We start from the raw sequence: 26,872 nt of genomic DNA on the forward strand, positions 1-26,872 counted from the left end.
TCGCTTCATTTTACTCTCTTCCATTTCACGCCGTCTCTGGTGTCATCCAATTGAATGCCTTTCTCCAGCAGTTCTTTTCTGATTGCATCTGCTTCAGCAAACTTCTTTTCCTTCCTGTACTGCTCTCTCTTTTTTATGAGGTCTTCAATTTCTTTTTCTATTTTCTCTTCCCTGAACCCAAGGAGTCCAAGCACTTTATCAAACTTATTCATTAAAGCAAGAACTTTTTTGGCATCCTTCTCTCCCAATTCATTTGAATCCATAAGCCTGTTTGCTTCCTTCATGAAGTCAAATATCCTGCTTAAAGCAAGAGCAATGTTCAAATCATCATCCATTGCGTCCTCAAATTCTTTTTCTATTCCTGCAATCAATTCATTAATCTTCTTGTTCTCCTTTTTTTGCTTTATAGTCTTCAATTTTTCAATGAACTCCCTGAACTTTTCTATTACATTCTTTGCTGAATTCAATCCTTCAAAACTTAAGTTTAATTCATTCCTGTAATGGGTTGAAATGAGAAGGAATCTGATTGCTTTAGGGTCATAATTTTTTTTGAGGAGGTCCCTTAAAGTGTAAAAATTTCCCAAGGACTTTGACATCTTTTTTCCTTCTACGATCAAGTGAGAATTATGAAGCCAGTAATTCACAAACTTTTTGCCTGTAGCTCCCTCGCTTTGGGCTATCTCGTTCTCGTGGTGCGGAAACATGTTGTCAGTTCCGCCCGTATGAATGTCAAAGCTTTCCCCCAAATACTTCATGCTCATTGCACTGCATTCAATGTGCCAGCCAGGCCTTCCTTTCCCTAATTCAGCCTCCCAGAATACATTGCCGTCCTCTTCGCTCCATGCCTTCCATAAAGCGAAATCCTTTGCCTCCTCTTTCTCGTACTCGTCCTGGCTTACCCTTGCGCCTTCCTTTAATTTCTTTATTTTGAAGTGGGACAGTCTTCCATAGTCCTTGAATTTCTTTATGCTGAAATAAATGCTTTCGTCTTCGCCCTTGTAGGCAAGACCTTTCTTCAATAATTTTTTTATTAATTCAACCATTTCAGGAATATGCTTTGTTGCTTCAGGGTAATGCTCTGCCTTCTCTATGTTCAAGGTTTGAATGTCTTCAAAGAATGCCTTCTTGTATTTCTGCGTGAATTCATTCAATGATATTCCTTCTTCTTTTGCTCCCTTTATTGTCTTGTCGTCAACATCAGTCAGATTTATTACCTGCGTTACCTTGAATCCCTTGTATTCCAAGTATCTTCTCAGCAGGTCGTCAAAAATGTAAGCCCTGTAATTCCCTATGTGCGGATAATTGTATACAGTAGGGCCGCAGGTGTACATTCTAACTTCCTTTGCCTTCAAGGGCTTGAATTCCTCTTTCTTTCTTGAAAGCGTATTATAAAACTTGAGCAATTCCACCACTACATTATTATACAACCAAAAACAATAAAATTGCTATGCCTAAAGGAAAAAGAACAAAAACCCCAAACTGGATGGTAAAAGGCCGGCAGAAAGATTTGAGAAACAAGCCTAAACCTAAATGGGATTTCAGAAAAAAACCTGAACGCCCATTGGATTCAGGGGAAATACACATGTTTGCAATGTATCACGGAAAACAATTAAGAAAATCGGGAATCAGAAAAATAACTGAAACAGAAAATAAATTTGTAATAGAATATGTTGACAATGCCGTGCAATTCCTTCCTAAGCCGCATTTGAAAAAATGAAATAAAAGGAAAACTTATGCCCTCAAAAATTTTCAGCCAAGTGAAAAAGAGAAAAAACGTGCACGGCAAATTAAAAGGCCAGTGGAGGTATGTTGAGCGCATTAAAAGATTAAATCCAGGTCAAGTGAAGTCATTCCTAAATAATTACAGAAAACTTCTATGCATTTCTAAAGAGGAGGCTGCCAAAATTAAAATAATAACCGAAAAAAAAGACGTCCTTGTAATTTGGTATGATAAAAATAAACGCCGCACTGTATCCAAAAGCCTCCTGAAAAAATAAAAAATCAGTCATATTGAGAAAGGTGATGTGAATGGGTTTTGGTCCTCGCTCTTATAGACAATTCAAAAAGGTCAGAGGTCGCAAATATTCTTCGTATGGTGAATTAACTAGATTCATATATGAAAAAGAAGGCAAAAAGCGTTTGGATTGGGAGGGCAAAAGAGAATTAGAGAAAAAAAGAATAAAACTGCAGGAAAAGCAAAAAATGCTTGAAAGGCATCAAAGAAAAGCTTTCTTGAAAGATGTTCAAGCGAACCCCATTCGCTTTAAAACCAGCGACGGAAGCAAAGTAAGAATACTGCGCCACGTTTTTGAAAACATTTTTGCGGGTACACGGCACAACCCCAGGGCACTGGCATTAGTATTTGTTAACGGCAAAAAAATATTCTTTTACAAGAGCAGTGGAGAATCAAGCAAACGACCGGGAAAATGGCTGCCAACAATGGGGCCAACAAAAATAGTGGATTACGAAAAAAATGACTTTAAGTTGGATTGGCTGGAAAAAGTGCCAGGCCATTATATAGGAGAAAAGCCAGTCCTTGAATTTGCTCCGTGGGTGAATGAAGTCAGCCAAAAACTCAAGCAATCAGAAAACCGACTCAAATTTCATTTGGATTGGAACAAGCACACTTATGTAAAAATACTTGAATTGTTTAAGGTAATTCCATTCACGGAGAAAAAAACTGATGATATTTGGTAATTTCAGGAGTTATTCCACTTTTACTTTGACTGTCTTGCCGGCTTTGCGGGAAGGGAATTTTTTGGGGAGATCTAATTCAAGGATTCCGTTCCTGAGCTCGGCTTTTGCTTTCTCTGGAATGACTTCTGCTGGCAAAGGAATGCTCCTGTAAAAGCTCTGATACTTTCTTTCCTTGTAGAAATAGCCTTTCTCTTTTTCTTCTCTTTCTGCTTTTGCTTTTGCGCTTAAAGTCAGCTGCCTTTCTGTTAAATCAATGTTTAATCCTTTCTTGTCTGTGCCTGGAATTTCTGCTGAAATCTTCAGGCTTGGCCCTGTGTCCTTTATGTCAATCAACGGCGCCCTTATGAGCTCGTGTGGAAGCTTCATCCTGATTGGAGCAAGAAAGTCTTCGTCAAAAAATCCTAGTCCTCTCTCCCTTTTCTTGAGTTTCCTGAATGGATCCCATATGTCTACTTCATTCATTTTTATACACCTCCTTAAATTAAATTAAGGTTGGGCTGAAGAAAAGCATTAATGCAATCAATATAAGCCAGACAATGAATGCCTTGCCTCCAGTGAATTCAGTGAATTCTCTTACAATGACATAATACATGTACAGGGACAAAATGAATAATGCGAATGCAATCAATGCAAAGACAACCAATGGAAGTAAATTAATTGAATTGGGGTTCTGCTGGAGTTCTGCAGCAAACTGCACTGCAAACTCGTTTGTGCCTAATTCTCCTTGATTCAATTGTTTTGTTAAATCCAAGAGCTTTCCCGAAACAGTCAATGGAATGAAAAGCATCATGACGATAACGAAAGCAGAGCTCAAGACCTTCACTAAAGCAAAAGAGCTTGCCACGCCAGCAAAATGCCTTTTCTTTTCTCTAACGCCAAAAACATAACCTAAAAACATTAAAACCAAAGAAAAGGCAAGCCAGACGACAAGCAGTGAAATCAATAATAGAATAAAATTAACAAAATCTATTTTCATGCCGTAAACTAAATTTCCAATAAGCGCAAGTACTGCAGGCGCAAGCACAAGGACAACGCTTAACCCCAAAGAAGGCTTGTTCATTGCGTCAATTATGGTTTTCTTAGGGCTGTAAAATACTCCTAAAATATTCATTTTCTTTCCCCTGTTATTTCTCCTTTAAAATTAAGGCAATTCATTATTTAAAAAATTATGCTGTAATCCCCTTAAACGCCTTCCTTGCAGGCTCTAATATTTCAATCAATTCCATTGCAACAGCATTCTTCAAGTCCTGGGGATGCAGTTTCTTTTCCTCAAACTCTCTTTTCAATTCAGAAAAACCAGAGAAAGAAATTCTTCCCCCAAACTTTTGTGGCCTTTCAATTTCAAGGCTTTTCTTCCTCGGAAAAATAATTAATTCTGCTATCTCAAGCAATGCATTGCCTTTTGCTTCGCCTTCAACACAGTAAGCCTTGTTAATTTTATTCTTTATGTCCTGCTCTGAATCATTAACAGAAATCATTGTCTCAGGGACAGAAGAAGACATCTTGCTGCCAGGGCCTCTTAATGAATCAATTAATGGCGTGTGAACAAACAAGGGCTTTCTTCCTTCTATTTCCTGCATTATCTCCCTTGCGAGCATGTGAATCTTTCTCTGCTCCAATCCTGCTTCTGTTAAATCGACATTCAAGTGCTTTATGTCTGCCACCTGCATTAAGGGGTAAACAGCCTGCGAAACATGCGCGTTCTCTATGTCCCTTGCAATTTCTTGCATTGACCTCAAAGCCCTGTTCAATGTAGTGTGAAGAGACAACTTCAATAAATCATCAAAGTATTCTCTTGTCCTCTGAAAGCTTGAGCCCAAAACGAATTCAGCTTCCTTCAGGCCTAACGCCTGAAATCCTTTCATCCAAATCTTTGCCTGCTTTTCCACGAAATCCCAGTTGCCTTTCCTGTTCAGCCAGCCGTGATAGTCTGCAAGAAGAACTTTCACCTTGAATTCTGCTTTTCCCAAATCAACCAATTTGTTTATTGTTACTAAATGCCCTAAGTGTATTGGGCCTGAAGGCTCATAGCCGCAGTAAGCAATTGGATCCTTTTTCTTTTCAGTCAATTCCCTTATTTCAGGTTCAGTAATGAGTTCTGCTGAATTCCTTGCAATCAATTCAAACTTTTCTTGTGCGTTCAATTAAACCACATAAAATAAAAAGCCTTAAGTGTTTAAATTAGTTTACCATGCCAGCAAAACCAGAACAGAAAAAATTAAAGAAAGGGATAATACACAAGCCCTCTCGCGTCCTTGTATTTGGAACCTTTGACATCCTTCATCCGGGGCATCTCTATTACCTCGAAGAAGCAAAAAAGTACGGTGATGAACTCTGCGTTATTGTTGCAAGGGACGAAACAGTAAGGAAAGTGAAAGGCAGATATCCTGTAATGGATGAATTGAACAGGGTGAAATTAATTAATGCATTAAAGGTAGTTGACAGGGCAGTATTAGGATGCAAGGGAGACATTTACGCCAGAGTAAGAGAGTTGCAGCCTGACATTATCTGCTTGGGCTACGACCAGCAGCCTCCAATAGAAGAATTAAGGAACGAGTTAGAGAAGGTTGGAATGCAGGTCGAAATGTACCGCATCAAGCCCTTCAATCCAGAGCAACTGCAGTCCACCAAAATAAAACAGAAAGTAATTGAAGCCCAGAAAAAGAAACAATAGCTTTTTTAAGCAGAAAGACCCTTTTCTTATTTCATGTCGAAAACTGTTTTGGCTGCAATGATGAAGCACAAAACCCCAACTGAATTCATTAAAAGGTTTATTCTCCCATCCATTAAAAGATGTAGGGTGCCTTTTATTAGAACCCAGAAAATGAAGGAACTAAAACTGCCAAAAGGAACTGTCAAGCACATTGTTTTTGTTGATGAATCAAACCCAAACAAATTATGTTATTTTAATATTGAAGCAATTCAAGAAAAGAGAGGGCAAAAGAAAATTGGGCTGCCTCACATTCGCCTGTTCAAAGACCTGAAAGCCACAGTAAAGCGCAAGGACTTTAATTTTGCAGTAGAGCAGACAGGGAAATTTGAGTTAAGGCATCCAATCAAGGAAGATTATTTTTTTCATCAACTGCTCTTCCCTGAAGAATTAATTGAAAAATGGCCTAAACGGGAAGGTGTTTTCAATGGAAAAAAAATGTTCTATTATGTTCTGGACAGCAGCACTTTCAAGGAACTAGAAAAATACAACAGGGTTTCATCGCAAATAGGCCTTTTTGCCGGAGCAATAAAAGTCCAAACAGGCAAAAAGAGTCCTGTAGTTTTCATGAAAGAATTCGGGCTGGACAAAATAAAATGGCTTAAGGGCGATACTCCACTGGAAAAATTCTATAATGCCACCATGCATTACCAGCCTGTTTTCAGGAAAATAATGAATTGCAGTAATGTTCAAGAGACTGCAGGCATAATTTCAGAGAACTTCGGTGTATCCAAAAGATTTGCTTATTCTTGGGCAAAACAATTAATGAAATTGTTATCACACCCTCAAGGAAAAAAAGCAGCAGAAGAATTAGCAGAAAGATTCAGGAAAGGCTGATTTCTTCTTAGTTCACTTCTCCCAAGCATAATTCTATTACTTCTTTTACTCTTTCGATTAGTTCATCAAGGGTCTTTGCTTGCGTGTGGCAGCCTTCAAGCTCCGGCACATCAGCAACAAAAAAGCCGTCTTCATCCTTCTCAATTATGACATTAAAAACCATTTTCTCCTTCATATAAACCACAAAAATTATTAAGCATTAGTTAATTTAAGATTAATGCTGAAAATTAAATTCAACTCAACTGGATTGCAGGTTTTAGTGGAAGGGCTCTCCTTGCTTTCTCTTCTCTTGATGCTTCAGCCTTGATTATTTCAACCTTGCACTCGAATTCCCTTTCTATTTCTCCTTGCGCTTCCTTGAGGGCATTGAATTCGTCCAATTTAATTAATTCCCGCATTTCATTCACTTTCTTTGTGATGGACTGAACGAATTGTGCTGCCTCTTTTGCCTTGTCTTTGACTTCCTTTTCTTCCAGAACCGCCTTCATTGCATCGCTGTAAGAAATCATTTTCCCTTCCTTCTTTAACTCAAAAATCTTTTTGAGTGCAGTCCACTTCCATTTCTCTGCAGCAAAAATTGTTATTTTGCTTAATTTCTCTTTTTTTATTAACTGCTGGATGCTCTTGATGTCCTCTATTGTCCTTTCAATCAATTCCTGTTCTGCCTCAGCTTTCACGTCAATTTTCCTTTCGTCAAAAGCAGGCCACTGCGCAAAGGAAACAAATCCTTCCCCTCTCAATTCCTTCCATAATTCCTCGCATAAATGCGGAGCAAAAGGCGCAAGCATCAAAACCAAGACCTTCACTGCTTCATTCAAAATTTCTTTATTGCACTCGTCCCTGCATTTTTCTATTAGGCTTTCAAACTGCATTAACTGCATTAAAGCCTTGTTCAATTCAATTCCCTCCAAATGCCCTGTTACAGTTTTAATTGTTCTGTGAGTAATTGACTGGAGCAGCCTGCTTTTCCTGTTCAATTCCTTTTCTTTTCCTTTTTTAGCTTCCTTTAATTCAAGTGCAATTCTTTGTACCCTGTTCAAGAACCTGTAAATGGATTCTATCCCCTTATCGTTCCACTCCATCTCGCTTTCAGGACTGCTCACAAAAAGCACAAAACAGCGCGTTGCATCTGCGCCAAACTTTTTCATTGTCTCTTCAGGGCTTACAACATTGCCTAAGCTCTTGCTCATTGCCTTTCCGTCCTTCAATACCATGCCTTGGGTTAAAAGCCTGGCGAAAGGCTCGTCAAACCTGAATAATTTCAGGTCCCTTAAAATTTTAGTGAAAAACCTAGCGTAAATAAGGTGACCAGTAGCGTGCTCTATGCCTCCAATGTACTGGCTTACAGGCATCCAATATTCTGCCTTCTCTTTATCAAAAATTTTACTTGACTTGGGGGAAGTATAACGCAAAAAATACCAGCTTGAATCCACAAAAGTATCCATTGTGTCTGTCTCCCTTCTTGCTTTTCCTCCGCACTTAGGGCATTTTGTTTCAATGAACTCCCTCACTTTGTCCAATGGATTTCCTTCTCCAGTGAATTCTGCTTTTTCTGGCAGAAGAACAGGAAGATCTTTTTCTGGCACTGGAACAACGCCGCATTTCTCGCAGTAAATTATTGGAATTGGGGTGCCCCAATACCTTTGCCTTGAAATAAGCCAGTCCTTGAGCCTGAATTGAACGCTCCTTTTACCTAAAGCTTTTTCTTCAAGGAAATCAGATATTGCTTCAATTGCTTTACTGCTTTCCATCCCATTGAATTTCCCTGAATTAACCATTACGCCTTCTCCTGCAAAGGCTTCCTTCATTTCGTTTTCATTCAGTTTTCTTCCCTGCGGCTGAATTACAATTTTGATTGGAAGCTTATATTTTTTTGCGAACTCAAAGTCTCTTTGGTCGTGGGCAGGAACAGCCATTACTGCACCAGAACCATACTCTGAAACAATATAGTCTGCAACATAAATAGGAAAGGACTCATTATTCACTGGGTTGATGAAGTGTTTTCCAATGAACAAGCCATTCTTTTCCTCTTTCTCTTCCCTCTCAATTACACTCTTCTTCTTCACTTCCCTTATGAATTCATTCAATTCTTTCTCGTATCTTGTTCCCTTCACCCACTCCCTTACTTTAGGGTACTCTGGAGATAATACCAAATAAGTTACTCCATAAATTGTGTCAGGCCTTGTAGTGAAAACAGCAATCCTGTCCTTTGAGTCTTTTATTTGGAAGTAAATATCTGTTCCCTTGCTCTTTCCAATCCAGTTCTCCTGCATTAATTTTACTTTTTCAGGCCAGCCGTCCAGTTTTTTTAGGCCTTCAAGGAGTTCTTCAGCATACTTGGTTATTGCAAAAAACCATTGCTCTAACTCCTTCAATTCTACTCCGCTCTTGCAGCGCCAGCACCTGTCCTGTATGACCTGCTCGTTTGCCAAGACAGTATTGCATTTAGGGCAGTAATTCACTGAAGCCTTTTTTTTGTACGCAAGGCCTTTCTCGTACAATTTAAGGAAGATCCACTGGTTCCACTTATAGTATGAAGGGTCGCAGGTCTCGAAAGTCCTGCTCCAGTCATAACTGAACCCAAGCATTTTCTGCTGTCCTTTCATTTCTGTAATCCTCTCATAAGTCCATTTCTTTGGGTTGACCTTTTCTTTTATTGCAGCGTTCTCCGCCGGAAGCCCTAAAGCGTCATAGCCCATAGGGTAAAGGACATTGAAGCCCTGCATTCTCTTGAATCTGGCGATTGAGTCCCCAATGGAATAATTCCTCACGTGGCCCATGTGGAGTTTGCCTGAAGGATAAGGGAACATTTCAAGCATGTAGAACTTCTTTTTCTTTTTGTCTTCCTTCACCTCAAAAATTCCGGCTTTCTCCCATTCCCTCTGCCATTTCTCTTCCATTTCCCTGAAATTGAATTCGCTCATTTCACACCACAAAAATAAAATCAAACGCAATTAAAAATAATTAAGGGGTAAATGATTTTAAAGCAAATCTTTAAATGATTTTGGGAACCCTTTTCCTATATGCTGATTGCAATAGACTTGGATGAAGTATTGGCTGAATTCATTGAATCTTTCATTGAATTCCATAACGCTGTATATGGAACAAAACTTAAGAGAAATCAAATAAAGTCCTATGGGCTCTGGGAAGCATTGGGCTGTTCAAGAGAAGAGGGAATAAATAAGGTCATTGAATTCCATAAAACCAGATACTTCAAAAACATTAAGCCTGTTGAAGGCGCAATAGAAGGCGTGAAAAAATTAGGGCGCAAAAACGAATTGATTGTGATTACCTCAAGGCAGGAAGACATCTATGAAGACACAAAGGAATGGGTAAGCAAATATTTTCCTCAATCATTCTCTACAATTTATTTCACAAGCAGTTATTTCACGAAAAAATCTTTCAATAAAGAAAACTCATTAATAAAATCAAGGCTCTGCTCTGAATTAAATGTTGGTCTCTTAATTGAAGACTCATTGGATGAAGCAACTGCATGCTCCTCAGAAAAAACAAAGGTCTTATTGTTTGACTGCCCATGGAATCATTCCAAAAAACTGCCTGCAGGGATTACAAGAGCGCATTCCTGGAAGGAAATCACCCGGAAAATTTTGGGTAAAAACTAATTGTTTTAAATTCTTTTTTCTGGAATTAATGGATATGAGGTTCAAGGATTTAGGCAGCGAAATTGCTTTGACCTTTGATGACATACTGCTTCTCCCGGGCTATAGTGAAGTCCTTCCAAAAGACGTTGACCTGAGCACTAGGCTCACAAAAAAAATCAAATTAAATATTCCACTCTCAAGCGCTGCAATGGATACTGTGACTGAAAGCTCTATGGCTATTGGGATGGCAAAAGAGGGGGGCATTGGAATTATTCACAAGAACATGAGCGTTGAAAGGCAGGTTGCGGAATTAGAGAAAGTAAAGCACGCAGAGTACTGGGTTGTAAAAAAGCCTATTACTGTAAGCCCTAAAGACAGCCTTGCAAAAATAATTGAATTGCAGGCAAGATTTGGTGTTTCCTCCTTTCCTGTAACAGAAGGAAAAAAGCTTGTTGGAATAATTACCGAGCGAGACATGCTTTTTGAAACAGACATGAACAAGAAAGTAGAGGAATTAATGACCAGAGAGGTCATTTCAGTTGACCATATAGCAGAAGTAGAGGAAGCAAAAGAAGTCCTGCACAAGCACAGGATAGAGAAACTGCCCTTCACTAACAAGAAAGGTGAGCTAATTGGAATGGTTACAGTGAAAGACATTGAGAACAGGGAGAAGTTCCCTGACTCAAACAAGGACAGCGAAGGAAGGTTTGTTGTAGGCGCAGCAGTAGGCCCAAAAGACTTTGACAGAATGGAGCTGTTGATAAAAGCAGAAGCAGACGTAATTGTAATTGATACAGCCCACGGCCACTCAAAGAACGTAATTGAGGCAGTAAAGAAAGCAAAGAAATCCTTTCCTGAACAGGAACTGATTGCAGGAAACATTGCCACAAGAAAAGCAGCAGAGGCATTGATTTCAGCAGGAGCAGACGCAGTAAAGATAGGATTAGGACCTGGAGCAATATGCACTACAAGGGTTATCTCTGGCGTTGGAGTGCCTCAAATTACTGCAGTAATAGAATGCTCTAAGGCATGCGAGGAATCAAACATTCCGTTAATCGCAGACGGAGGCGTAAAGTATTCAGGCGACATCACCAAAGCAATTGCTGCAGGAGCAGATTCTGTAATGATCGGATCCTTATTTGCAGGGACAGATGAAAGCCCTGGAAAAATGGTTTTTGTAGGCAGCAGGAAATTCAAGCAGTTCAGGGGCATGGGTTCTATTGGGGCAATGTGCGAGGGCTCAAGCGACAGATACAACCAAGGCCACGTGAAAGAGAAAGAGAAGCTGGTTCCAGAAGGAATTGAAGGCATTGTTCCATTCAAGGGAAGCCTGCAGGAAGTAATATTCCAGCTATTAGGCGGGTTAAGGTCAGGAATGGGCTACTGCGGAGCAAAAAGCATTCTTGAATTAAGGACAAAAACAGAATTCAATCAAATAACCAAGGCAGGCTTAAGCGAAAGCCACCCCCATGACGTTACCATTACAGAGGAAAGCCCTAATTATTCAAGGTAAAAGAATGATTAAAATAAGAAGAGCTAATTTAGATGATGCAAAAAAGATTGTCGGCTTATGGAAAGAATTCATGGAATACCTTAATGATCTTTTGAAAAGAAATCCTAAACTGAAACCCTGGATAGAATTAAAGAAAAATTCCCACTCAATCTTTAGGAAATTCTTGAAAAAAAACCTTAAATCAAAGAATTCTGCTGTATTTCTAGCAGAAATGGATGGCATGCCTGCAGGCTATACTCTAATCTTCATTAAAGAAAACATTCCTATCTATAAATTAGAGAAATTTGGCTATATAAGCGATTTATTCGTGAAAAAAGAATTTAGGGGCAAAAATATAAGTTCTAAACTCAAGGAAAAAGCAATTGAATGGTTCAAGAAAAAAGGATTAAAGCATGCTTCAATTGCCTTATGGAGCGACAACACCAAAGCGCATTCAATATACAAGAAATGGGGCTTCTTTGACCAGCACATAGAAATGAGAAAAAAGCTTTAATTAAATTACTTTATATTTTATGGAAATTAAAAAAAAGCTTTAAATATATATAGGCTCCTAATTATTAGTATACTAATTGTTTTTTGGTGGTTTCTTTGGGCAAGAATGAATTTGAAGATGATGCCATGAAGCTGAAGATGCTTGCTGGCATAATGGGAAGGCTGGCAATGCATAACCTGAAAAAAAGGCTTGAAGCAGAAAAAATTGAAGTCAACCCTTTAGGATTAGGGGTCCTCAAGATTATTTCCAGCAATGACTTCACTATAAGCGAATTAAGCCAGAAATTATTTATTGCTTCTGCAACGCTTGTGCCTGTAATAGACTGCCTTGAAAAAGACGGCCTTATAGTCAGGAGCGCTGACCCTAAAGACAGGAGAAGGAATCCATTGTCCCTTACGCCGAAGGGAGAGAAGATTATTTCAAAAATTCATTTCGCGCACAAGGACGATTTAATTGTAAAGGTCTTGTCAAAAATAGGCAGGAAGAAGACAGGACAGCTTATTCAGATTTTATGCGAGCTTGTTGACGGAATGTCAGAGGATTCAGGGCTCTCAAAAAAAATTCTGTGCTCAGTAAATAACGGCAAAAAAAAGAGAGGGGAAAAAGATTGAACGCAATAGAGGTTGTTTCACTGTCAAAAAAGTTCAATGGCTTTACTGCAGTGGACAGCATAAGCTTTTCAGTTGAAGAAGGAGAGCTTTTCGGGTTCTTAGGGCCTAACGGCGCAGGCAAGAGCACTACAACCTACATGCTTACCACAATACTAAAGCCTTCAAGCGGTACAGCAAAAATCAATGGCTTTGACATAATGCATGACCCTGAAAAAGTGCGCAAGAGCATTGGGATTGTATTCCAGGACCAGACCTTGGACAACAGGCTGAGCGCTTATGATAATCTTGACATTCACGGAAGGCTGTATGACATGCCTGGCGCAGAAAGAAAGAGCAGGATAGAAGAGGTATTGGAATTTGGTGAGCTTTCCGAGTGGTCAAAAAAGCTTGTGAAAACATTTTCTGGGGGTATGAGGAGAAGGCTTGAGATTGCCAGAGGCTTAATGCACACCCCGAAAATACTTTTCCTTGACGAGCCTACTTTAGGCCTGGACGCACAGACAAGAAGACACATGTGGGGATACATCCAGAAACTCAAGGAAGAGGGAATTACAATTGTGATGTCCACCCATTACCTTGAAGAGGCAGATGCCTTGTGCGACAGGATTGCAATAATAGACCACGGAAAGATTGTTGCTTTGGATACTCCGGAAAACCTTAAGAAGATTGTCGGAGGACAGGTATTGTCAATAAAAAATTCTAATCCAAAGAAATTGGGCGAGATAATAAAAAACAGGAGCATTGGCTCTCATGAAAGGATTTCTGAGGGCAGCATTTCTTTTGAGGTAAAGAACGGCAGCAAGGAGATTCCTGCCATAATCAGCCTTGCAGAAAAAGAGGGAATAAAAATAGAGAACGTGGAATTGCATGTTCCAAGCCTTGAGGACGTTTTCATTAAGCTTACAGGAGAGCACATAAGGGAGGACAGCAATGTGCAGTCAGACTTCAAGAGGAGAATGATGAGCCATGGCCGTTGAATTAAGCAAAGTATACGCGGTATGGCTGAGGGAAGTGAAAAGATTCACTAACTCAAAGTCAAGAATGATAGGAAGCCTTGGCATGCCTTTATTTTTCCTGATTGCATTAGGTGGAGGCATTGGGGCATTAATTCCTGAATTCAATTACCAGGCATTCATCCTGCCTGGAATCATTGGAATGACAATACTCTTCAATTCGCTTTTTGCCGGGGTTTCCATTATCTGGGACAGGGAATTAGGATACCTGAAAGAATTGCTTGTGGCTCCAACCAGCAGGACAACAATTGTAATAGGCAGGGCTTTAGGAGGAGCAACAACATCTGTAACCCAAGGAATACTCATTTTAGTGCTTGGAATACTGTTGGGATTGACTGCCCCCACACTGCACGGCGCGTTATTTGCAATAATTATCATGGGAATTTTTGCAACCCTAATAGTTTCAATTGGGATTGCTTTTGCTTCAGTCATAACTGAGGTTGAGACATTCCAGCTGATAGTGAACCTCATAATGATGCCTTTGTTCTTTCTTTCAAACGCCTTGTTTCCAATGGAAAAAATGCCTGTATGGCTGAAGGACTTAAGTTCCTTGAATCCTGTGAGCTATGGCGTTGACGCCTTGAGGACAATGATTACAGGGGCAGGCTCAATTCCAATCATGGTTGATATTGGGGTTTTAGTTGTAATGCTGGCTGCAGCCTTGGGAATTGCAGGCTTCCTTTTCAATAAAACTAGCATTTGAACATAAGGTTATTTATGCAAAAAATAATTTTACCACTACACAGAAACAAATTCAATTTTAAACATAACGCAGGAGAAAGATTTTAATGGTTCAACCAATAATCAAAGCGGAAGGAGTCTCAAAAATATATGAGATGGGGGAGCAGAAGGTTTACGCATTGGATAATGTTTCTATTTCTGTAGAGCAGGGAGAGTACATTGCAATAATGGGCCCAAGCGGTTCAGGGAAGACAACCTTGCTTGATGTCTTGAGCGTCCTATCAAGGCCCACGAAAGGCAGGATTATAATTAAAGGAAAGGACACTTCAAAGATGAATGACTCTGAATTGGCTAAAGTGAGGGGCAAGACAATTGGCTTTGTGTTCCAGACATTCAATCTAATAAACAGGCTTAGCGCATTAGAGAATGTAATGCTGCCTTTATGGTTTAATGGAGTTCCATTAAGCAAGAGAAAAGAGATTGCTTCAAAGAAACTGAAGATGGTTGGATTGGGTGACAGAATAAAGCACAAGCCTTCAGAGCTTTCAGGAGGCCAGAGGCAGAGGGTGGCAATAGCAAGGGCCTTGGCTGTAGAGCCTGACATCATTGTTGGAGACGAGCCTACAGGAAACCTGGACTCAAATTCAGGCGAAAAAGTATTGGAAATAATAGACGAATTGCACGAGAAATTGAACAAGACAATATTGATGGTGACACATGAAAGATATGTGGCTGAAAGGGCTGAAAAAATCCTCCACTTGAAGGACGGAAAAATACTGGAAAGCGAATCAAACCATAACAAAAAAGCAAAAAAAAGAGGAAAATACAGACAATAGGAGGAATTGAAACATGAACAAAAAATTTCTTGCAATAATGTCAATTGCAATAGTAATGGTTGCACTGATGCCTTTAATGCATGCAGCAAACCTGAACATTGAGTCAGTGAGCTATGATCCAAGCCCTGCAATGCCAGGAAAGGAGATAAAGCTCTGGGTTCACGTGAAAAACACTACAACAAGCACTGCAAAGAATGCGGTGTTCAGCCTTGTTCTGACTGATGTGCAGAACGACAGGCCTACAAGCTATCCTTTTTACCTGCCTTCAGATGAAAGCTCTTTCAGGAGCTTAGGAGACATTGAGCCATTGAACAGTGCGGTGGTTGCATTCAGGATTAATGTGGCAAAAGATGCCTTGAATGCAGACTACAATATATTTTTTGGGATTGGGGATGAAGGGCAAATAAGCAAGGAAACAAAATACACTATAACAATTCTTGCAAGAAAGCCTCAAATTGAATTAATTGAAAGCTCTGTAATTGAATTAAAGCCTGGAGTGAAAACAGAAGTAGAATTGAAATTGAAGAATATTGGTGCAGCAAAGGCAATCAATGTGCTTGCAGGCACAACAGAGGACAGGACTGTAACAACAACTGGAGTGGTAGTTGAAAGGCAGATAACCCCTTTAGGAAGCTCTCTGAGCTATCTTGAGTCGATTGATACTGGGAAAACAGCTTCAGTTAAGATTGTTGTGAGCGCTTCAACCTCAAGCGAAGCAAAATTGTATACTGTCCCAATAAAACTGATATGGTATGACGAGAACAGGACTGAATACACTGCAACAAGATATGTTGGGGTAAGGGTAGTAGAGGACCCTGCATTGGACTTGACAATTGATTCCATAAGCCCAAAAGCTTTTCCTGGAGGCACTTCAGAGATAACCTTCAACATCTTCAATGTCGGCTCTGTTGCAGCGCACAACATCATAATTGAACTGGATGGAAATGACATTGGAAGCTTTGACCAGACCAAGTTCTTTATTGGAAGCCTTGAATCAGATGACTCTGACACAGTAAGCACAACAGTATACTTCAACAAGGACTTGAAGCCAGGGCAAAATGAATTAAAGCTTACAGCATACTACAAGAATTCATTTTTTGAGCCCAAACAAATGGAGAAAGGCATTCCATTAGTAGTCCTTACTCAAAGCCAAGCGCAAGCCTTAAGCCAGGGTGGTGGTAGCATTTTGCTTCCGGCAATTATAGTAATTGTAATTCTGGTTATTGTTGTATTCCTCTGGCGCAGAAGAAAAAAGAAGTAAGCGGGTTGAATCAAAAAATGCAGTTGCTTGACTTTGAGACATTCAGCGTAGCCTTGCAGAATTTAAGGCACCAGGGCATAAGGACTTACCTGACCCTGTTAGGAGTCATTATAGGCATTGCTGCAATTGTTGCCTTGGTGTCAGTTGGAGACGGCCTGAATGCTTCAGTGACACAGCAGTTCGAGCAATTGGGTTCAAACACTATTTTTGTGCTTCCGGGAAGCATTACTGGTGCAGGAGGAAGTGCAGTTTCAGGAACATCATTGAATACAATAAAGGACTCTGACATAAAAAAAATTGAGGGGATTGCCGGGGTGGAAGCAGTAATTCCAATTTACAGCGCTTATTCTCCAGCAGAATTTAAAAGAGAAAAACAAGCTGTTGCAGTTATAGGCATTGACCCAAAAAAAGCAAAATACATGGAGGCAACAGGCTTCATGGAACTCCTTGAAGGCAGGCACTTGCAGTCAAGTGATATTTATGTTGCAGTAATAGGGGAGAAATTGGCAAAAGAGGGATTCAAGAAGGAAATAAACCTGAGGAACAACATTATTATTAACGGAAAGAATTTCAAGGTAATAGCAATAGTAAAAGAAACCACTCAAAGCTTTGGAGGCGGAGGCCCAAATGTTTCAACCACAATATTCACAACAGAAAAAGCCATGAAGGCTGCATTGAACACTGAGTCTCCAATAATGATGTTCGTGAAAACCTTCAAGAAAGAAGAAGTTGACGCAGTCAAAGACAAGATTGACAAGATAATGACCAAAAGCTACGGAGAAAAAAATTTCACTATTTATACAGCGCAGCAGATACTTGACAGCATTAAAATAGTATTAGGATTGATATCCCTATTTTTGGGCGGCATTGCAAGCATCTCTCTTCTTGTAGGAGGCATTGGAATAATGAATTCAATGCTCATGTCAGTAATGGAGAGGACAAGAGAGATAGGCGTAATGAAGGCAATAGGAGCAACCAATTCAAAAATCCTTTCAATCTTCTTAATTGAATCAGGCTTTATTGGGTTGATAGGAGGAATAATTGGGTTAATTTTAGGGTTCCTTATTTCAATTATAATTTCTTTTGCTTCAACAGCATTAGGAACAACAATCCCTGTAGCAGTAACTCCTGCACTTGCAATTGGGGCTTTAGCCTTTGCAATGCTTGTGGGGATGGCCTCAGGCTTGTATCCAGCCCGCAGGGCAGCAAGGCTTGATCCAGTAGAAGCATTAAGATACGAATAAAAAAGGAACGCAATTTAATTTTTAGTTCATAATAATTAATTATAATTTTCTAGGAGAGGATAAAAAAATGAATAAAACAATCCAAAACCTTACTAAGGCATTCATTGGAGAAAGCATGGCAAGAAACAGGTACAGCTTTTACTCAAAGGCTGCAAGAAATGAAGGATTCGAGCAGATAGCAGAAATATTCCTTTTAACAGCAGACAACGAGAGAGAGCACGCCAAAAGACTGTTTGAGGCAATAAACGAATTAAAGAAAGGGAGCAAAGAGGAATTAAATGAAATAAAAGTTGAAGCTTCAGCTCCAACAATTCTTGGCACAACAGCAGAAAACCTTAAGGCAGCAATAGCAGGCGAAAACTATGAGAACACAAAAATGTATCCAGAGTTTGCCGAGACAGCACAAAAAGAAGGCTTTCCTGCAATTACAGCAAGGCTTAAATCCATTGCAATAGCAGAAAAGCATCACGAAGAAAGATACAGGAAGCTCTTAAAAGAAGTAGAAGCAGGAACAGTATTCAAGAAAGACAAGGAAGCATGGTGGGTGTGCAGGGAATGCGGCTACATGCACTTCGGAAAAGAGCCTCCAGCAAAATGCCCTGCATGCGACCACGCAAAATCCTTCTACCAAATAAAATGCGAAGAATACTGAAAGAAAATTTGGTTGATGAAAGAAATTAATTAATAAACTTATCTGTAAATAATATACTGTGTAGTAATATACTTGGTGGGTTTGTGCATAAGGTTAAAATAATTCAGGAAGGCTTCAAGTGCGAGAGATGCGGTCATAAGTGGGTTCCAAGAATGGAAAAGGAGCTGCCCAGGGTTTGCCCTTACTGCAAGAGCCCTTACTGGGACACGCCAAAGAGGGCTTAAAGGAGATAATTTTATGAGGAACAGGGTTGTGGGAATTATAATAATTGGGATTGCATTGCTTATAGGATTCATTGTTTTTTCCTTTAATCAGGCTATGACCACCATAGTAAATTCTACCTGCGTTCACGGCCCAACATGCCCTATGTGGGGCACAATAGAATTCCAGACCAATGTTGGGATAGGGGTAATGGCTTTCATAATAATAATCGGCTTATACCTGATTTTCTTCGGGCAAGAAGAAAAAATAATCACGAGAACCAAGATCAAGACAATAAAGCAGCAGCTTGAAATGAATAACATAACCAAAGAAAATTACGAGAAGATTTTGAACGGAATGAATGCTGACGAAAAAGGCATACTTGAAAAAATAATTGAAGCCAAAGGTACAATATTCCAGTCAGACCTAGTAGAAAAAACAGGGCTCAATAAAGTAAAGGTCACAAGAGTCCTTGACAAGCTTGAAGGCCAGGGTTTAGTGGAAAGAAAAAGAAGGGGCATGACCAATGTGGTTATACTAAAACACTAAAAGTGAAAAAAATGAAAAAAATAATTTTTATAATTTCACTGCTTTTAATTGCAATTCTTACGATTGGCTGCATTCAACAGCAGGACAACCAGAATCCCCCTCCAACTCCAGCACCAGGAAACCAGGGAAGCAGTGTTTCAATCAAAGACTTTGCTTTTAATCCTTCAACCCTTACTGTTAAGGCAGGAACAACTGTTTCATGGGTTAATGAAGATTCTGTTATACACACAATTAAGTCACATAATTTTAATTCCGGAAATTTGAGTAAGGGGGATAAATTTGAATTTAAATTTAATGACAAAGGAACTTTTGATTACGTCTGTGGGCCCCATCCTTTCATGAAGGGCACAATAATTGTGGGGTAATAAAAAAATGCTTGAAAATATAACCTATTTCCCAATTTTTGGCAAGCCTTTAATAATGTACTCGGGCATTCTCACTTTGCTTTCTTTCTTGTTTACGGCATCAATAGCAATTCTAAACAAAAAAGGCATTAGAAAAATTCCTTTTAACTGGCACCCGAGAATGGCAGTAATTTCAATAATTTTGGTGGTAATCCACGGCACATTAGGAATACTGGCCTATTTTTAATTAGAATAATATAATAAAAAAAGTTTGGTTTGAAACAAACCACTGAAACTATTTCAAAGCAAAGGCTTTGAAAAATTTTAAGCAGGGCTTGAAACTAGTTTCATACCTTCTTATATAAGCTGTTTCAGCAGCATTATGTCTGTCAATTGATTAAGAATAATCAATTTAATCAATTGAAAAAAAAGAGCAGAGAGGTAAAAAAAATGACAGGAGAAAAAACCCGAGAAAAAACAGAAAATAAATCGCAATTTTCTATTTTGCTGGCGGGAATAATTGCAGTAATGCTTGTGGTAATAGTGTTCCAGGCGTTCCAGATCAATTCAATGACCTCAGCAATAACAGGCCTTAAAACCACTCAAGCAACAACAGGCCTTGTGACAGCTGCTTCTTCAACCAGTAATGCGGCAAATAGTACAGCAAACACTACATCAAACAGCACGGCCTTATTGAGCGACGTAATACCAAAAGGGGTTCCGGCAATATACGGAAAAGAATTAGGGGTTTCATTTGATGATGTAAGCGCAAGCAATGCAGCAAAAGCAGATGAAACAATAGGAAAATTAGGCGCCCTTGACAATCAAATACAGCTTTCAGGAGACCTATTGCAAAGATACATTAAAATTACAGGGCAGATATCATGCGAATACTGCTGCGGTGCACAGTCAATTATTTTCACTACAGATTCAGGCAAATACAAGGCAGGGGATGCAGCTTGCGGTTGCGCTCACAGCTTTGCAATGAGAGGCGTAGCAAAATACCTGCTCAAGAACCACGCAAGCCAGTATACTGACGACCAAATACTTGAAGAACTGGGAAAATGGAAGACTTTATTCTTCCCAGGTCAGATAACACAAAAAGCAAAGATATTGCAGGAGAAAGGAATTCAGTTGAATTACATCAATCTGGCTTCAAACAAGTACAGGGGCATTGAAAAAGGGTCTTCAGGCAGCTCAATGGTAGGAGGTTGTTAAAATGGAGAATCTGCAGATAATTCTGGTTGTAGTGCTTGTTGCAACGGCTTTTGTAATAATACTCAATGCGTTTCAAATCAGTGAATTAAACAGCAAAGTATCTTCAGGAGGCCTTGCAACAGCCCAAACATCATTGGCTTCAGCTCCAAGAACGGATAGTACAGCGCAAACCTCAAGCAGCACTTCAAGCACAGGCTCGAATAATTCACAATCTAGTACGCCAGTGCCGACAATGGTTGGAGGCTGCTGAAATTATGCTTTAAAGGAGGTGATTTCTTTTGGCAGAAAAAGAATTTTATTTTGCGGTCCTTGCATTAGGGCTTACATTCTTGCTTGCTTTAGGCATAAGTTCTGCTGCAGCAGCATTAAACAACAGCAGTACACCAAACAATTCCAGTGAAGGCAACAATAAAAATTCAGCGATGATGAATTCAAATAGCATGCCTAAAGCGTGCGGGCAGGCAATGCAGCAGGAGGGCTTAAGTGAAATGCATGAAGAGTGCGAGGAAATGATGGATTCAGGTGAATGCCCAATGCACAACAGCATGATGAATGGAACAATGAATTCAATGATGAACGGGCACATGAAAGGAATGATGGGATGAATGCTTAACCGGCAGAAAGCTGCAGGCCCAATTGTAGTACCCCTACCCTTTAGTCTGCAGCACTGCCTGTTAATTCAGGCAAAAAAATAAAATGAAAAAAATTGGAGTGAAAAAAATGAAAATAAGTAAAATTGTATTGATGGGAATTATTTTATTTTTTGCTTTTCTAATGTTAATGATTTTTTCCTCAAAAAATACTTCAGTTTCAGGTTATCTTCCTGCTTTTGCCGCAAAGAACCAAAAAATACAGGAAGCATACACCTTTGCAAAGAATTCAGGAGAAAAACTTGATGGAGTGCCATGCTTCTGCGGCTGCATGCAGCACATGCACAACGGAAGGATTCACAGCAGAGGCCTCCTGGACTGTTTTATGGAGGAAGACAATAAAACCTTTGAAGACCATGCTTCAAACTGCGATATGTGCATTAATGATGCGCTTGAAGTGAAAACCCTTTCAGCCCAAGGCTTAAGCAAGGATGCCATAAAACAGAAGATTTCTTCAAAATATATAAATTAGGAAGTGAAAAAAATGTTTGGCTTTTCAAAAAAGAAGGACCCGGTATGCGGGATGACACAAGAAAAAGGCAAAGGCATTGAAAAGCAGGGGAAATGGTTTTGCTCTCAGGCCTGCTTGGAAAAATATGGGGCAGGAACAAAAGAATCAGGCCAGAGTGGAAGTTGCTGCGGTTAATTTTAAGGTGGCAAAATGAATAAAGCTTTAATTGCGTTTGCCTCTCTTGTGCTTCTGCTTTCAATTGCGTCCTTTGCTTCTGCTCACTGCCCTTTATGCACTGGGGCAGCAGCTGGTGCAGTAGCAGCCGCAAGATTTTATGGCGTTGATGACGCAATCGTTGGAGTCTGGCTTGGGGCATTCATTATTTCCACAGCCTTGTGGTTTGACAGGATTCTTAAAAAGAGATATATTCCAATGCAGACTTTCTCAATAATAATCTTGGCTTTAGTAATGACTCTTGTCCCATTCTATTTTGCAGGATTGTTTGGTGGAATGCACAAAACATTGTTTGGAATTGACAGGCTCTTTGTAGGAATTGTTTCAGGAAGCATTCTCACTTACCTTGGATTCATTTTAAGCAATGAAATCAAAAAAGAAAACAAGAAGGTTTTGTTTCCATTCCAAAGCATAATCCTGACTTTTGCAATCCTATTGATTGCTTCGCTCATGTTCTGGCTTGTTGCAGTGTGAATTTAAAATGCAAGAAGAAACTTCAAAATCAATAATAATCGGGCTTTCCGCCTCAGTGCTCATGCTTCTGGCTTACATACTCATACTTACAGTTGCAAATTCATTCAGCCATGCAATCGAAGAATTCCTGCTGTTATGGCCTTGGATTATTCCTTTAGTAATAGGATTCGGAATTCAGATAGGATTGTATTCTTTTATTAGAAGTTCATTGCGCGAGAGAAGGCTTACTGCTGCAACAACTGAAGTTGCGGCAACGGGAGGCATTTCTACAGCCTCAATGGTTGCCTGCTGCGCCCACCACCTTACAGAAGTGCTTGTATTGTTCGGGCTTTCTGCTGCTGCATTGTTTTTGTTGAAGTACCAGATTACCTTTATAATTCTCGGAATTTTTTCTAATATTGTGGGCATTACAATAATGCTTGGCATAATCCAGAAAAACAATCTTTTCAGTAAAGAGTTATCAGGAATGCTTTTCAAATTTGACATGAAGACGGCAAGGAATGCCGCTATAGTTCTTTCTGCAATAATTGTTTCTGTGGCATTTCTTGCACCTCCCCCCACGTCAATTCCTCAAAATTTTCCAGTAAATTCAAACAACCAGAATGCATCAGCATCACAATTCAATCTTGGCACAAAAACAAACAATGAGAATGAAGTTTCAGTTGATGTAACCCCAATAGATTTCTCTTTTGGCAGTGAAGTTAGATTCAATATAGGTTTGAACACGCACACGGGCTCTCTTGATTACGACCTAACAAAAATTTCAGTTCTTCAGGACGATAAAGGAAATTCTTTCAATCCGATTAAATGGGAAGGCCCTCCTCCAGGAGGCCACCATAGGACAGGAATACTGACCTTCCCAAAGCTTGGAGAAAAAACTTCTTCCATCAAACTCGTAATAAAAGGGATTTATGATGTGCCTGAAAGGGTTTTTGTCTGGCAATTAATGTGAGGAATAAAGAATGGGAATAGAAAGCGCCGAAGAATTAGTGAGCAAAATCAATGAACTGAAAGAAAAGGAAAAGATAGACCTTTCCTCTGATGAAGACCTAAGCCTTGCGTTGATGAATTTGATTTCAATTGAAGAGCACCTGTATTTTTCCGGGATGAAGACAGAAAAAAAGAAGTATTTTGAGCTCCTGAATTCTGTCCGGGAGTTAAGGAAAAAGCTTTTGAAGGAAATTGTAAGGGAGCCTGAAGGTGAAACATGGTGCATTTCAAAGCATTTGCTTGCATCTTCCATGAGGCTTATAGAGGTAGGCAACAAGCACCTCACAAAAAAAGAGGGGGAGAAAGCGCACCAAAAATTCCAGGACGCGTTTGAGTTGTACACAATGTTCTGGAGCCTTAACTTAAAATTAATAAAAAACGAGGAATTGATTGAAGGGCCAAAAGACGCAAAAAGCTGGAGGGACAAATTCGGTTCAGTAATAAAAAAACTGATTGACTGCTGCAAGGAATAAATTATAAAATGTTTTAGGATTGAAGTTTATATGGACAAAAAAAATAAGACCTTTCTTGAAGGAATAATTTACGGATTGATTCCACACATTGGCTGCATTGCATTCATCATAGGCTCAATTCTTGGAGTGACAGTGCTCATAAATTTATTCAGGCCCCTGCTCTTGAATAAATACTTTTTTTACATTCTTTTCCTTGTTTCCATTTCTTTTGCCACAATCTCTGCATTATTGTATCTCAGAAAAAACGGCATTCTCTCCATGGCAGGAGTGAAAAGGAAATGGAAATATCTTTCAACAATGTATGGCTCAACTATTGGAGTCAACCTACTGCTATTCTTTGTGCTGTTCCCAATGCTTGCAAATGTTTCTGTGGATTCTTCGCCCAACCTTTCCTCAACAGGTGCAATTGCTTTTGCAGAGAACAAAAGCCTTGAGGCTTCACTGATAAAATTGAAGGTGGACATCCCCTGCTCAGGCCATGCAGCATTAATTTCAAGTGAATTAAAGACTTTGGATGGGGTATCAGAAGTAAAATTCTCTTCCCCCAATAACTTCGATGTGAAATGCGATCTTTCAAAGACTTCAAAGGAACAGATTTTGTCCCTTGACGTATTCAAGACTTATCCTGCCACCATTATTGAAGAAAAATAATAAGCTATAAATAATAAAACAGCAGCTAATGATATGATGAAGAAAGTAATTCCTATTTCAGGCATGCACTGCGCTTCCTGCGCTCAAAACATAGAGTCAAGGCTCAAGAAATTAAAGGGGGTGAATTCTGCCAGCGTGAATTTCGCCACAGAGAAAGCAACAGTAGAATTCAATGAAGGCATTACAAGCCAAGAAGAAATAAACAAGGTGATTGAAGAATTGGGCTACAAGCCCATAAGGCAGGAGCCACAGCCTGTTGCAGTGCAGGGAGCCAGCAAGTTAAGGCTCAAAGTAATTGGAATGGACAACCAGCACTGCATTGGCACAGTAAGCAATTCCCTAAAGATTAGGGGCGTTCTGTCCAAAGAACTCTCACAGAACGAGAGGGCAGTAATAAGATATGACCCTAAAATAATCAGCCCTGAAAAAATAAAGAAGGCAATAAAGGACGCAGGCTATGAGCCAATACAAGAAAAAGAAACAGAAGCAGAAGAAGAACTTTTTGACAGGGAGAAAGAGGCAAGAAAAAAAGAAATCAATTTACTGAAGAACTTGTTCCTGCTTTCCTTAATTCTTTCAATTCCAATATTCATCCTCTCCTTTCCTGAATGGTTTAATGTAATTATTCCATACCAGAATATTGTTCTGTTGATTCTTGCAACCCCAGTGCAATTCATTGTTGGCTGGAGATTCTACAAAGGCGCTTTCTCTGCATTAAAGGCAAGGACTGCAAGCATGGACACATTAATAGCAGTAGGAACTTCAGCAGCATACATTTACAGCGCACTCGCAATTCTTCTCCCTTACTTTGGAGATTATATTTACTTTGACACCTCTTCAGTAATAATCACTTTTATTATTTTAGGGAAATGGTTTGAGGCAATAACAAAAGGCCGAGCTTCAGAGGCAATAAAAAAATTGGTTGGCCTTCAACCAAAAATTGCGACAGTAATCAGGAACGGCAAGGAGTTGCAGATTGCAATCAGGGAGGTTGAAGTAGGAGACATTGTGTTAGTTAAGCCTGGCCAGAAAATTCCAGTGGACGGAATTGTAATTGAAGGATTTTCTTCAGTGGACGAATCAATGGTCACAGGGGAAAGCATTCCAGTAGAAAAAAATAAGGGAGACACAGTAATAGGGGCAACAATAAACAAGCATGGAAGCTTCAAGTTCAAGGCAACAAAAGTCGGCAAGGACACAGTTCTGAGCCAGATAATTAAATTAGTGGAAGAAGCCCAAGGAAGCAAGGCTCCAATCCAAAGGCTTGCAGACAAGGTCTCCTCAATCTTTGTTCCAGCAGTAATAATAATTGCAATAATTTCCTTTCTCTTATGGTTTCTTGTTTTCTCCCAGACATTTGTTTTCTCTTTAAGCATCTTTATTGCAGTCCTCATAATCGCCTGCCCGTGCGCCTTAGGCCTTGCGACTCCAACAGCAATAATGGTAGGAACAGGAAAGGCAGCAGAGAATGGAATCCTGATCAAGACTGCTGAGGCATTAGAGAACGCAAAAAGGATTACAACAATTGTATTCGACAAGACAGGCACTCTCACAAAAGGAAGCCCAAGCGTCACAGACATTATCCCAACAGGAAAAATTGAAAGGAAAGAGCTCTTAAGTTATGCTGCAATTGCAGAGAAGAATTCAGAACATCCACTCGCAGAAGCAATTATCTCAAAGGCAAAAGAAGAAAAAATAAAAGTTCCTGAAGCGCAATCATTCCAAGCAATCCCAGGCCACGGAATAATTGCAAAATACAGCAAGAAAGAAATTTTGTTTGGAAACAGGAACTTAATGAAAAAATACAGGATTAATTTCTCGGGCTCAGAAGAAAAAATAATAGCATTAGAGAACGAAGGAAAGACTGTAATGTTTCTTGCATTAAACAAAAAAATTATCGGGCTCATAGCTGTAGCTGACACCCTGAAAGAATTCTCAAAAGAAACTGTCCGGAAACTGCATGAAATGGGAAAAGAGGTAATAATGATTACAGGAGACAATAAAAGGACAGCAAACGCAATAGCAAAGCAATTAGGGCTTAATGATGTCCTTGCTGAAGTCCTGCCTCAGGAGAAAGAGAAAGAGATAGCAAAACTGCAGAAGAAAGGAAGGATTGTTGCAATGATAGGAGACGGAATAAATGATGCTCCTGCCCTCGCAAAGGCAGACATTGGAATTGCAATAGGCGCAGGAACAGATGTTGCACTAGAAACAGGCCAGATTGTCCTGATAAAAAATGATTTAAGGGATGTCATTACAGCAATAGACTTAAGCAATTACACACTCAAGAAAATAAAACAGAACCTCTTCTGGGCTTTCTTCTATAATTCAATTGGCATTCCAGTTGCTGCAGGCGCATTGTATGCTTTTGGCATTCTTCTTAATCCAATGATTGCCGGGGCTGCAATGGCTTTTTCTTCTGTTTCAGTTGTCTCAAACTCTCTTCTAATGAAAAGATATAAAAAAATTAAAATATAATTAATTAAC

Annotated in this window: 35 protein-coding genes; 29 read left to right on the forward strand and 6 right to left on the reverse strand. The window is 39.6% G+C overall.

Annotated features, from left to right (window positions below; genetic code table 11):
- Positions 1 to 5 precede the first annotated feature (5 nt).
- Positions 6 to 1,403 (reverse strand): cysteine--tRNA ligase, encoded by a 1,398-nt coding sequence (gene cysS, locus AB1467_02845; GenBank protein MEW6295210.1) that lies wholly within the window; start codon positions 1,401 to 1,403, stop codon positions 6 to 8.
- A 44-nt stretch (positions 1,404 to 1,447) separates the two neighbouring features.
- Here cysS and AB1467_02850 point away from each other — a divergent pair, with 44 nt between their 5' ends.
- Genes AB1467_02850 through AB1467_02860 form a run of 3 tightly spaced genes read left to right on the forward strand, consistent with a single transcriptional unit; the run spans position 1,448 to position 2,697 of the window.
- Positions 1,448 to 1,717: a hypothetical protein gene (locus AB1467_02850; GenBank protein MEW6295211.1), complete on the forward strand. Its 270-nt coding sequence runs from the start codon at positions 1,448 to 1,450 to the stop codon at positions 1,715 to 1,717.
- A gap of 16 nt (positions 1,718 to 1,733) precedes the next feature.
- On the forward strand, positions 1,734 to 1,997 hold the full coding sequence (locus AB1467_02855; GenBank protein ID MEW6295212.1) for a hypothetical protein: 264 nt from the start codon (positions 1,734 to 1,736) through the stop codon (positions 1,995 to 1,997).
- A gap of 31 nt (positions 1,998 to 2,028) precedes the next feature.
- Positions 2,029 to 2,697 (forward strand): hypothetical protein, encoded by a 669-nt coding sequence (locus AB1467_02860; protein MEW6295213.1) that lies wholly within the window; start codon positions 2,029 to 2,031, stop codon positions 2,695 to 2,697.
- A 9-nt stretch (positions 2,698 to 2,706) separates the two neighbouring features.
- On the opposite strand, the gene AB1467_02865 is transcribed toward AB1467_02860, so the two are convergent.
- The 3 genes from AB1467_02865 to AB1467_02875 are packed head-to-tail and all read right to left on the reverse strand — an operon-like array spanning position 2,707 to position 4,841.
- Positions 2,707 to 3,159: an Hsp20/alpha crystallin family protein gene (locus AB1467_02865; protein MEW6295214.1), complete on the reverse strand. Its 453-nt coding sequence runs from the start codon at positions 3,157 to 3,159 to the stop codon at positions 2,707 to 2,709.
- A gap of 19 nt (positions 3,160 to 3,178) precedes the next feature.
- Entirely contained in the window at positions 3,179 to 3,808 is a 630-nt protein-coding gene (locus AB1467_02870) for a hypothetical protein (GenBank protein MEW6295215.1), read from the reverse strand.
- Between the two features lie 55 nt (positions 3,809 to 3,863).
- Positions 3,864 to 4,841: a tyrosine--tRNA ligase gene (locus AB1467_02875; protein MEW6295216.1), complete on the reverse strand. Its 978-nt coding sequence runs from the start codon at positions 4,839 to 4,841 to the stop codon at positions 3,864 to 3,866.
- A 47-nt stretch (positions 4,842 to 4,888) separates the two neighbouring features.
- Between AB1467_02875 and AB1467_02880 the strand changes: the two genes are divergently transcribed.
- Together AB1467_02880 and AB1467_02885 are read left to right on the forward strand one after the other, a co-directional pair.
- Positions 4,889 to 5,371, forward strand: a complete 483-nt coding sequence (locus AB1467_02880; protein ID MEW6295217.1) for an adenylyltransferase/cytidyltransferase family protein — start codon at positions 4,889 to 4,891, stop codon at positions 5,369 to 5,371.
- 33 nt (positions 5,372 to 5,404) lie between these two features.
- Positions 5,405 to 6,244 carry a hypothetical protein gene (locus tag AB1467_02885; GenBank protein ID MEW6295218.1) on the forward strand — a complete coding sequence of 280 codons (840 nt, stop codon included), beginning with the start codon at positions 5,405 to 5,407 and terminating at the stop codon, positions 6,242 to 6,244.
- A 7-nt stretch (positions 6,245 to 6,251) separates the two neighbouring features.
- Here the strand turns inward: AB1467_02885 and AB1467_02890 are convergent, their stop codons facing one another.
- Positions 6,252 to 6,407 (reverse strand): type II toxin-antitoxin system HicB family antitoxin, encoded by a 156-nt coding sequence (locus tag AB1467_02890; protein ID MEW6295219.1) that lies wholly within the window; start codon positions 6,405 to 6,407, stop codon positions 6,252 to 6,254.
- Between the two features lie 70 nt (positions 6,408 to 6,477).
- Positions 6,478 to 9,168, reverse strand: a complete 2,691-nt coding sequence (leuS, locus tag AB1467_02895) for a leucine--tRNA ligase (protein ID MEW6295220.1) — start codon at positions 9,166 to 9,168, stop codon at positions 6,478 to 6,480.
- Positions 9,169 to 9,267: 99 nt separating this feature from the next.
- On the opposite strand from leuS, the gene AB1467_02900 reads away from it, so the two are divergent.
- From AB1467_02900 to AB1467_03015, 24 genes are all read left to right on the forward strand, one after another.
- Positions 9,268 to 9,867 carry a hypothetical protein gene (locus AB1467_02900; GenBank protein ID MEW6295221.1) on the forward strand — a complete coding sequence of 200 codons (600 nt, stop codon included), beginning with the start codon at positions 9,268 to 9,270 and terminating at the stop codon, positions 9,865 to 9,867.
- Positions 9,868 to 9,901: 34 nt separating this feature from the next.
- Positions 9,902 to 11,359 carry an IMP dehydrogenase gene (gene guaB, locus AB1467_02905; GenBank protein MEW6295222.1) on the forward strand — a complete coding sequence of 486 codons (1,458 nt, stop codon included), beginning with the start codon at positions 9,902 to 9,904 and terminating at the stop codon, positions 11,357 to 11,359.
- 4 nt (positions 11,360 to 11,363) lie between these two features.
- A complete protein-coding gene (locus AB1467_02910) occupies positions 11,364 to 11,852 on the forward strand; it encodes a GNAT family N-acetyltransferase (protein ID MEW6295223.1) in 489 nt (162 codons plus the stop codon).
- Between the two features lie 95 nt (positions 11,853 to 11,947).
- Positions 11,948 to 12,463 carry a MarR family transcriptional regulator gene (locus AB1467_02915; GenBank protein MEW6295224.1) on the forward strand — a complete coding sequence of 172 codons (516 nt, stop codon included), beginning with the start codon at positions 11,948 to 11,950 and terminating at the stop codon, positions 12,461 to 12,463.
- Entirely contained in the window at positions 12,460 to 13,440 is a 981-nt protein-coding gene (locus AB1467_02920; GenBank protein MEW6295225.1) for an ATP-binding cassette domain-containing protein, read from the forward strand. The genes AB1467_02915 and AB1467_02920 overlap by 4 nt, the downstream gene beginning before the upstream one ends.
- On the forward strand, positions 13,430 to 14,179 hold the full coding sequence (locus tag AB1467_02925; GenBank protein ID MEW6295226.1) for an ABC transporter permease: 750 nt from the start codon (positions 13,430 to 13,432) through the stop codon (positions 14,177 to 14,179). Before AB1467_02920 ends, AB1467_02925 begins: the two co-directional genes overlap by 11 nt.
- A gap of 85 nt (positions 14,180 to 14,264) precedes the next feature.
- On the forward strand, positions 14,265 to 14,993 hold the full coding sequence (locus AB1467_02930; protein MEW6295227.1) for an ABC transporter ATP-binding protein: 729 nt from the start codon (positions 14,265 to 14,267) through the stop codon (positions 14,991 to 14,993).
- A gap of 13 nt (positions 14,994 to 15,006) precedes the next feature.
- Complete coding sequence (locus AB1467_02935) at positions 15,007 to 16,254, forward strand: hypothetical protein (protein MEW6295228.1); 1,248 nt, start codon at positions 15,007 to 15,009, stop codon at positions 16,252 to 16,254.
- Positions 16,255 to 16,271: 17 nt separating this feature from the next.
- Positions 16,272 to 17,498, forward strand: coding sequence for an ABC transporter permease (locus AB1467_02940; protein ID MEW6295229.1), 1,227 nt, complete (start codon positions 16,272 to 16,274; stop codon positions 17,496 to 17,498).
- Between the two features lie 67 nt (positions 17,499 to 17,565).
- Positions 17,566 to 18,150 (forward strand): rubrerythrin, encoded by a 585-nt coding sequence (gene rbr, locus AB1467_02945; protein MEW6295230.1) that lies wholly within the window; start codon positions 17,566 to 17,568, stop codon positions 18,148 to 18,150.
- Positions 18,151 to 18,233: 83 nt separating this feature from the next.
- Positions 18,234 to 18,374 carry a hypothetical protein gene (locus AB1467_02950; GenBank protein MEW6295231.1) on the forward strand — a complete coding sequence of 47 codons (141 nt, stop codon included), beginning with the start codon at positions 18,234 to 18,236 and terminating at the stop codon, positions 18,372 to 18,374.
- 13 nt (positions 18,375 to 18,387) lie between these two features.
- Positions 18,388 to 18,900 carry a MarR family transcriptional regulator gene (locus AB1467_02955; GenBank protein MEW6295232.1) on the forward strand — a complete coding sequence of 171 codons (513 nt, stop codon included), beginning with the start codon at positions 18,388 to 18,390 and terminating at the stop codon, positions 18,898 to 18,900.
- Between the two features lie 11 nt (positions 18,901 to 18,911).
- Positions 18,912 to 19,265, forward strand: coding sequence for a cupredoxin family copper-binding protein (locus tag AB1467_02960; GenBank protein ID MEW6295233.1), 354 nt, complete (start codon positions 18,912 to 18,914; stop codon positions 19,263 to 19,265).
- 7 nt (positions 19,266 to 19,272) lie between these two features.
- A complete protein-coding gene (locus tag AB1467_02965; protein MEW6295234.1) occupies positions 19,273 to 19,491 on the forward strand; it encodes a hypothetical protein in 219 nt (72 codons plus the stop codon).
- A gap of 203 nt (positions 19,492 to 19,694) precedes the next feature.
- On the forward strand, positions 19,695 to 20,462 hold the full coding sequence (locus AB1467_02970) for a hypothetical protein (GenBank protein ID MEW6295235.1): 768 nt from the start codon (positions 19,695 to 19,697) through the stop codon (positions 20,460 to 20,462).
- 1 nt (position 20,463) lies between these two features.
- Complete coding sequence (locus AB1467_02975; GenBank protein MEW6295236.1) at positions 20,464 to 20,712, forward strand: hypothetical protein; 249 nt, start codon at positions 20,464 to 20,466, stop codon at positions 20,710 to 20,712.
- A 28-nt stretch (positions 20,713 to 20,740) separates the two neighbouring features.
- Complete coding sequence (locus AB1467_02980; GenBank protein ID MEW6295237.1) at positions 20,741 to 21,067, forward strand: hypothetical protein; 327 nt, start codon at positions 20,741 to 20,743, stop codon at positions 21,065 to 21,067.
- Positions 21,068 to 21,182: 115 nt separating this feature from the next.
- On the forward strand, positions 21,183 to 21,584 hold the full coding sequence (locus AB1467_02985) for a PCYCGC motif-containing (lipo)protein (protein MEW6295238.1): 402 nt from the start codon (positions 21,183 to 21,185) through the stop codon (positions 21,582 to 21,584).
- Between the two features lie 12 nt (positions 21,585 to 21,596).
- Positions 21,597 to 21,758: a hypothetical protein gene (locus tag AB1467_02990; protein ID MEW6295239.1), complete on the forward strand. Its 162-nt coding sequence runs from the start codon at positions 21,597 to 21,599 to the stop codon at positions 21,756 to 21,758.
- A 15-nt stretch (positions 21,759 to 21,773) separates the two neighbouring features.
- Positions 21,774 to 22,271, forward strand: coding sequence for a hypothetical protein (locus tag AB1467_02995; GenBank protein ID MEW6295240.1), 498 nt, complete (start codon positions 21,774 to 21,776; stop codon positions 22,269 to 22,271).
- Positions 22,272 to 22,278: 7 nt separating this feature from the next.
- Positions 22,279 to 23,223: a hypothetical protein gene (locus tag AB1467_03000; protein MEW6295241.1), complete on the forward strand. Its 945-nt coding sequence runs from the start codon at positions 22,279 to 22,281 to the stop codon at positions 23,221 to 23,223.
- Positions 23,224 to 23,233: 10 nt separating this feature from the next.
- Complete coding sequence (locus AB1467_03005) at positions 23,234 to 23,734, forward strand: hypothetical protein (protein ID MEW6295242.1); 501 nt, start codon at positions 23,234 to 23,236, stop codon at positions 23,732 to 23,734.
- 30 nt (positions 23,735 to 23,764) lie between these two features.
- Complete coding sequence (locus tag AB1467_03010; GenBank protein ID MEW6295243.1) at positions 23,765 to 24,385, forward strand: hypothetical protein; 621 nt, start codon at positions 23,765 to 23,767, stop codon at positions 24,383 to 24,385.
- 36 nt (positions 24,386 to 24,421) lie between these two features.
- The gene (locus tag AB1467_03015) at positions 24,422 to 26,863 is read left to right on the forward strand and encodes a copper-translocating P-type ATPase (protein MEW6295244.1); all 2,442 of its coding nucleotides are present in this window, start codon (positions 24,422 to 24,424) and stop codon (positions 26,861 to 26,863) included.
- The last annotated feature ends 9 nt before the right edge of the window (positions 26,864 to 26,872 follow it).

The organism is Candidatus Diapherotrites archaeon, assembly GCA_040755695.1.
Taxonomy (GTDB): Archaea; Iainarchaeota; Iainarchaeia; order Iainarchaeales; family 1-14-0-10-31-34; genus JBFMAK01.